This window comes from uncultured Mucilaginibacter sp., assembly GCF_903893715.1.
Classification (GTDB): Bacteria; Bacteroidota; Bacteroidia; order Sphingobacteriales; family Sphingobacteriaceae; genus Mucilaginibacter.
The window spans coordinates 1-5,497 of record NZ_CAITNG010000091.1; the positions used below are offsets into that span (position 1 = coordinate 1).

At 44.4% G+C, this 5,497-nt stretch carries 7 protein-coding genes; 3 read left to right on the top strand and 4 right to left on the bottom strand.

What is annotated here, in order from left to right:
- Positions 1 to 157 precede the first annotated feature (157 nt).
- The 4 genes from QZX97_RS10305 to tsaE form a co-directional block, all read right to left on the bottom strand.
- Complete coding sequence (locus QZX97_RS10305; RefSeq protein WP_295651823.1) at positions 158 to 1,405, bottom strand: aspartyl protease family protein; 1,248 nt, start codon at positions 1,403 to 1,405, stop codon at positions 158 to 160.
- 75 nt (positions 1,406 to 1,480) lie between these two features.
- The gene (locus QZX97_RS10310) at positions 1,481 to 2,449 is read right to left on the bottom strand and encodes a YihY/virulence factor BrkB family protein (protein ID WP_295664635.1); all 969 of its coding nucleotides are present in this window, start codon (positions 2,447 to 2,449) and stop codon (positions 1,481 to 1,483) included.
- Positions 2,450 to 2,514: 65 nt separating this feature from the next.
- The gene (locus QZX97_RS10315; RefSeq protein WP_295651827.1) at positions 2,515 to 3,741 is read right to left on the bottom strand and encodes an alanine dehydrogenase; all 1,227 of its coding nucleotides are present in this window, start codon (positions 3,739 to 3,741) and stop codon (positions 2,515 to 2,517) included.
- 38 nt (positions 3,742 to 3,779) lie between these two features.
- A complete protein-coding gene (gene tsaE / locus QZX97_RS10320) occupies positions 3,780 to 4,187 on the bottom strand; it encodes a tRNA (adenosine(37)-N6)-threonylcarbamoyltransferase complex ATPase subunit type 1 TsaE (RefSeq protein WP_295664636.1) in 408 nt (135 codons plus the stop codon).
- Between the two features lie 195 nt (positions 4,188 to 4,382).
- Between tsaE and QZX97_RS10325 the strand changes: the two genes are divergently transcribed.
- The 3 genes from QZX97_RS10325 to QZX97_RS10335 all read left to right on the top strand — a co-directional run bounded on the left by QZX97_RS10325 (position 4,383) and on the right by QZX97_RS10335 (position 5,336).
- On the top strand, positions 4,383 to 4,661 hold the full coding sequence (locus tag QZX97_RS10325; RefSeq protein ID WP_295664637.1) for a MarR family transcriptional regulator: 279 nt from the start codon (positions 4,383 to 4,385) through the stop codon (positions 4,659 to 4,661).
- Positions 4,662 to 4,705: 44 nt separating this feature from the next.
- The gene (locus tag QZX97_RS10330) at positions 4,706 to 4,906 is read left to right on the top strand and encodes a hypothetical protein (protein ID WP_295651832.1); all 201 of its coding nucleotides are present in this window, start codon (positions 4,706 to 4,708) and stop codon (positions 4,904 to 4,906) included.
- A gap of 82 nt (positions 4,907 to 4,988) precedes the next feature.
- Positions 4,989 to 5,336, top strand: a complete 348-nt coding sequence (locus tag QZX97_RS10335; protein WP_295651833.1) for a hypothetical protein — start codon at positions 4,989 to 4,991, stop codon at positions 5,334 to 5,336.
- Positions 5,337 to 5,497: the final 161 nt, after the last annotated feature.

The window sequence follows — 5,497 nt, forward strand, 5'->3', positions numbered from 1 at the left end:
AACATTCGATTTTATTGAGCAACGCAAAACACGTGCAGGGTCAAAATCGGAATTTGTTTGTTTTGACAACTATGGCGAAAAAATAAAGGTAAAATCGTTACTCGACCTGCAAAGTGCCTTTTTTGAAAATTTAAGCCAGTTAAAATAAAGGCTACCCCTATATCCTTTTTTTAAGCTTTACGTTTACCCAGTCGCGTTTATTGCGGTGTAGTATTTCGAGGAGTATAGACCTGTCGTCCCTCGATTGGAAAATATCGTCTATTTCTTCAACATTCATTTTTTCAATCGGCTTAAAGTTGATGCCCAAAATTTCGTCGCCGGTTTCGAGCCCGGCTTCGTCGGCAGGTGAGCCACGCTCTATGCGGTTAATGATGATGTGTTTATACCCCGGCCCGTCGGCGTAGTATTCTATGCCGGTCATATCATGTTCAAACGGTTGTTTGTAGTTTGCATTGGGTTTAATGTACATGGCCCCGCTTTGGTAGTCGATAACGAGGTTAAACCTTTTAAGGATATTGATGCCCAGGTTGCCATCGCGCTTAACCGACAATTCTTTTTGTGCGGGGTTATCATCGGGAAAGGAGGTAATGATATTCTGCAGCTTATATTTCCCTAAATCTAGCTGATTGATGCGGCACAAAAAACCGCTGATTGGCCCTGTTAAACCCATGCCCAGATTGGCGGATACAAGTTTTTGCGCCAATTGATAATTTACATTGGCCTGGTTTTCGAGTAACAAAGGGTGGCCCGCACCTAAATCGATAACGAGTTTAGCGTTTAATTGCTTTCCGTCCGTAAATTTAACATTGGTTGTAAAGTACGGTTTATGGTCTTCTATGCTGATAGGCAGCTTATCGCTATGTTTAAATATCCGTAAATTGTGGAGTGCCCCTACGGTTAGTGTACTATCGTTAAAATCTACCTTTACGGCAAAACTGTTAAAAAACTCGTAGCCCAATAAACCGTGGATTGGGATACCCGCATAATTCGACAGGCTAAATTGGTCTTTTTTTAATATTGCCGCGGGAATATTGTTACCCGTAATACCGGGCAAACTGAGGTTTACGGATGGCGTTACATACGCTTCGTAGTCTTCGCCACCGCCGAGGCCGGTGATTTTTATGAGGCGTTTGGTGGTAATATCCAGCGAGTCAATGAGCTTTGGGTCGGTAATGATAACAAGGCCCACCCCGGTATCGAGCACAAAATTATATGGACCTTTGTTGTTGATTTTTATTTGCACCACAACCATATTGCGTATGAACCTGAATGGGATATTAACGCGTTTGTGGTTATTGTTGATGTTAAAAAAAGTTTGGGCATTTGCTGTAAAAGCGGCAAAAACCAAGCAGGCGCCAAAAAGGGCGCAATAATATTTTAAACGCTTGATCAATTTGCTCGACACTTTATAACTGGTTTATATAAAGTTACGAACAATGATTGCAAAAAAGTAACAACCTTTAACTATTTATTAACCTAATTACCTGGCTTTGACATGCTTGGTTAAATCGGGGACCTGGCTCGGCAGCGCATCAACAACGCATTCAACTTCTGTTTGTACAATACTTACCGCATATTCGGAGGGTTCTATTCGCTCGCCTTTATAGTCGGTGTAAACCTGTGTAAACTCGGCACCCAGGTATAGTAGGGCCGAGGTATAATAAATCCACACAAATATAACGATGATAGAGCCGGCCGCTCCATAAGTTGACGCCAGCTTTGCAGATGAGATATAAATGCCGATGAGGTACTTACCGAGCATGAACAACACTGCCGTAAAAAAAGCGCCTACCCTCACGTTTCGCCAATGTATTTTGGCGTCGGGCAGATACTTGAATATGATGGCGAACAACGTTGTTATCACTAAAAAAGTGATGCCGAGGTTTATCATATAAAAAACGCTGACCGTAAAATCGTGAAAGTACTGGCTCAGCTTGTCGCTCAGGGCATCAACAAGGGTATTGGCGATGAGCGATACCAACAACAGAAAGCCCAGGCTTACTACTAACGAAAAGGACAGCAGCCTGTTGGTAAGCATTTTTACCCAACCCCGTTTTGGTTTGGCCTTTACCTTCCATATCATGTTTAGTGAATCCTGCATATCGAGCAGCACCCCGGCAGCACCCATAACAATGGTAATTACGCCGATGGCTATGGTAGTAGGCGATTTGCCCAACCGGATGCTTTTGATCATGTTTTGTACTTGCAATGCCGCATCGGCACCTAAAAAGCCCTTTAATTGGGGATAGATTTCTCCGCTAAAGGCGGTTCGGCCGAAATAAATACTCACGATAAAGACAAACATCATCATCAAAGGAGCGAGGGAAAATACGGTGTAATAGGCCAAAGAAGCACTGAACTTTAGGCCATTATCATCATTAAAGGCGTTAAAAGTAGCCGAGATGAGTTGCCAGGGTGTTTCAAACCACTTTTTAAAAAAAATACGCATAGCCGTTGTTTGTATGATAACATAACCATCATCCTACAAAATAGTTCTGCCCGGCGACTGGTAGTTTAACGGTGCGAAACGATGAGTAGGTCGAGGTCTTTACAGGGGATGCCAAAACGCTCGGCAATATGTTTGTTGGTTAAATTGCCCTGGTACATATAAACCGCGTTGCGCACACCCATTTTTTCCCAGATGACATTTTTAAGGCCGCCGTGTTCGCCAATGTCCAATAGTATGGGGGTAAAGATATTGGTAAGCGCATAGGTTGCCGTTCGTGCCACACGCGAGGCTATGTTTGGCACGCAATAATGTATCACATCGTACTTGCGGAAAACCGGATGCGTATGGTTGGTAATTTCGGATGTTTCAAAACAACCGCCCTGGTCAATGCTTACGTCAATGATGACCGAGTTGGGTTTCATACGACTAACCGTAGCTTCCGACACGATTTGGGGGCTCCGGCCCGATTCGGCACGCATGGCGCCGATGGCTACATCGCAGGTGGTAATAGCTTTTTCGAGTACGATGGGCTGCACTACCGAAGTAAATACCCTTACCCCGATGTTGTTTTGCAAGCGGCGCAGTTTATAAATGGAGGGGTCGAAAACTTTGACTTGGGCCCCTAAGGATATGGCGGTGCGCGCGGCATATTCGCCAACGGTGCCCGCGCCCAATATTACAATTTCGGTTGGGGGTACGCCGGTTATGCCGCCGAGCATGAGGCCCTTGCCTTCGAACACGTTACTCAGGTATTCGCCGGCTATAAGTATGGATGTAGCCCCCACAATTTCACTCATGGCGCGCACAACGGTTAGCGAGCCGCCCTCATCAAGCAAATCTTCAAAACAAAGGGCGGTTATTTTTTTGTTGTGTAGGGCGTGTATATATTCGGGGGTGATGGTAGTTATCTGCAGCGCGGAAATGAGTGTTTGGCCGGGCTTCATCATCTCTATTTCCTGCAAGGTGGGCGGGCAAATTTTGATGATGATATCGGCTTCGTAAACCGATTTGCTGTCGTAGGTGATGCGGGCGCCTTGTTCGCTGTAATCTTTATCGTTAAAATTGGCAGCTTTGCCGGCATTGGTTTCGATAACCACATCGTGCCCGTTATGGATAAGCAAGGCTACCGAAAGCGGCGTTAAGGCGATACGGTTTTCCTGGAACGATACCTCGCGCGGTATGCCGATATAAAGTTTGTTTTTTTTGTTCTTTACTTCCAGCATCGATTCCTGCGGCTGCATCATGGCCTGCCTTGCGATGTCGGAAAACCCGCTTAATTTCCCTGAACTCATAGTGTATCTGTTTCCGGATGATGAAGGTACAAAAATTTTTACTTTTTATCGATGCGAATTTCGCGACGGTTGTTTGACAACACGCTTAAGCTGATGTCTACACAATTTATTGGCAACAGGTCGGGTATCATTTCGGGCCATTCGATAAAACAATAGTCGCCGCTATAAAAATACTCTTCGCAACCCATGTCCATGGCCTCGGTTTGGTTTTTAAGACGGTAAAAGTCGAAATGATATATTTTACCTTTTGGGATATGGTACTCATTTACAATGGAAAACGTTGGGCTGGTGATGCTTTCATCAACACCGAGCTGTTTGCATAGTGCTTTGATAAGAGTGGTTTTGCCCGCACCCATTTCGCCATGGAATAAAAACACTTTACGTGTTCCGGCCTCGGTTAAAACGGATTTGGCGGCTATCGCTATATCTTTCAGGTTGTATCCCACGGCGTCAAAAATACAGATTTTCGGATTGTTTGTTGTGTCAAAAAAACATATCGCCCATCGCTTTAAACAAGGTTGTGAACATTTTTTGGGGCGAAAAAGTATCAAATGGGCCAAAAGACAAAAACTGTGCGGAACTTTTCATTTGAAACTTTCAGAAACTTTTGAAAGCTTAAATTGGCCTTATTATATTTGAGGATGATGGAATTAGCCGAGGCAAAACAGAAATTTATCGATTCGTGGGGTACATTGGGCCAGGAGTGGGGCATTAACCGCACCATGGCACAGGTGCACGCACTGTTGCTTGTTACGCCCGAAGCATTGAGCACCGAAGACGTGATGGAAACACTCGGCATTTCGCGCGGAAACGCTAATATGACCCTGCGCGAGCTGATGGGTTGGGGACTGGTTGATAAACAGCTTAAAAAAGGCGAACGACGGGAGTATTTTGGGCAGATAAAAATGTTTGGAACATAGCGCGCCATGTGGCACGTGAGCGCCGTAAGCGTGAGCTGGACCCCATGATTAAACTGTTGGACCAGTTAGCCCAGGTAAAAGGCGACATAAATGACCCGGCATTTAAAACCTTTAACAAAGCAGTTAACGACATCAACAAACAGGCAAAAAACATTGATAAAACGCTCGATGTGGTATTGCGTGCCGAGGAAACCTGGTTTTGGGGCTCGGTAAAATATTTGAACAGTGTTTTGAATACGGAGTGATTTGGCTTGCTAAACATTTAACATTTGCCCTATTGCATTTACAAAACCATCGCGGTAATTTTATAAAGTAAATACCTATGGTATGATAAAAGCCTACTGTTTCACTTTGATTGTTACTGCCGGTTTTGCCTTTAGCGTAAACGCACAGGTTTTAAAACAACGACCAAAACTGTTGAATGCAGATACTTTGCATAACGCCGATTCCGCATTGCTTTCGCATTACCTAAAGCACAACCCCAATCTTTTTAAGGCGCAGCCCATGGTTACTGTTACTGCAAATATCAATAGGTTAATGGTTTATAGCACGATGCCGGTAGCCCAAATTGGCCAAAGTACAGACCGTATGCCGGTAGCCCACCTGAGCAGCAGCGATAAAATGCCCGTTAAAAAAGTAGAAGTGCAGCGCCCTTTTATTAAGCTGACCCCATAAATTTTTTCCGGATAATCTTAATTCCTCCTTCAGGCTTACTTCGGTCCGTAGATAGCTATGGGTATAATCATCTCCTCGAGGGATATGCCGCCGTGCTGGAAAGTCTCGTTATAAAAGTTTACAAAGTGGTTGTAGTTGTTGGGGTACACAAAGTAATTATC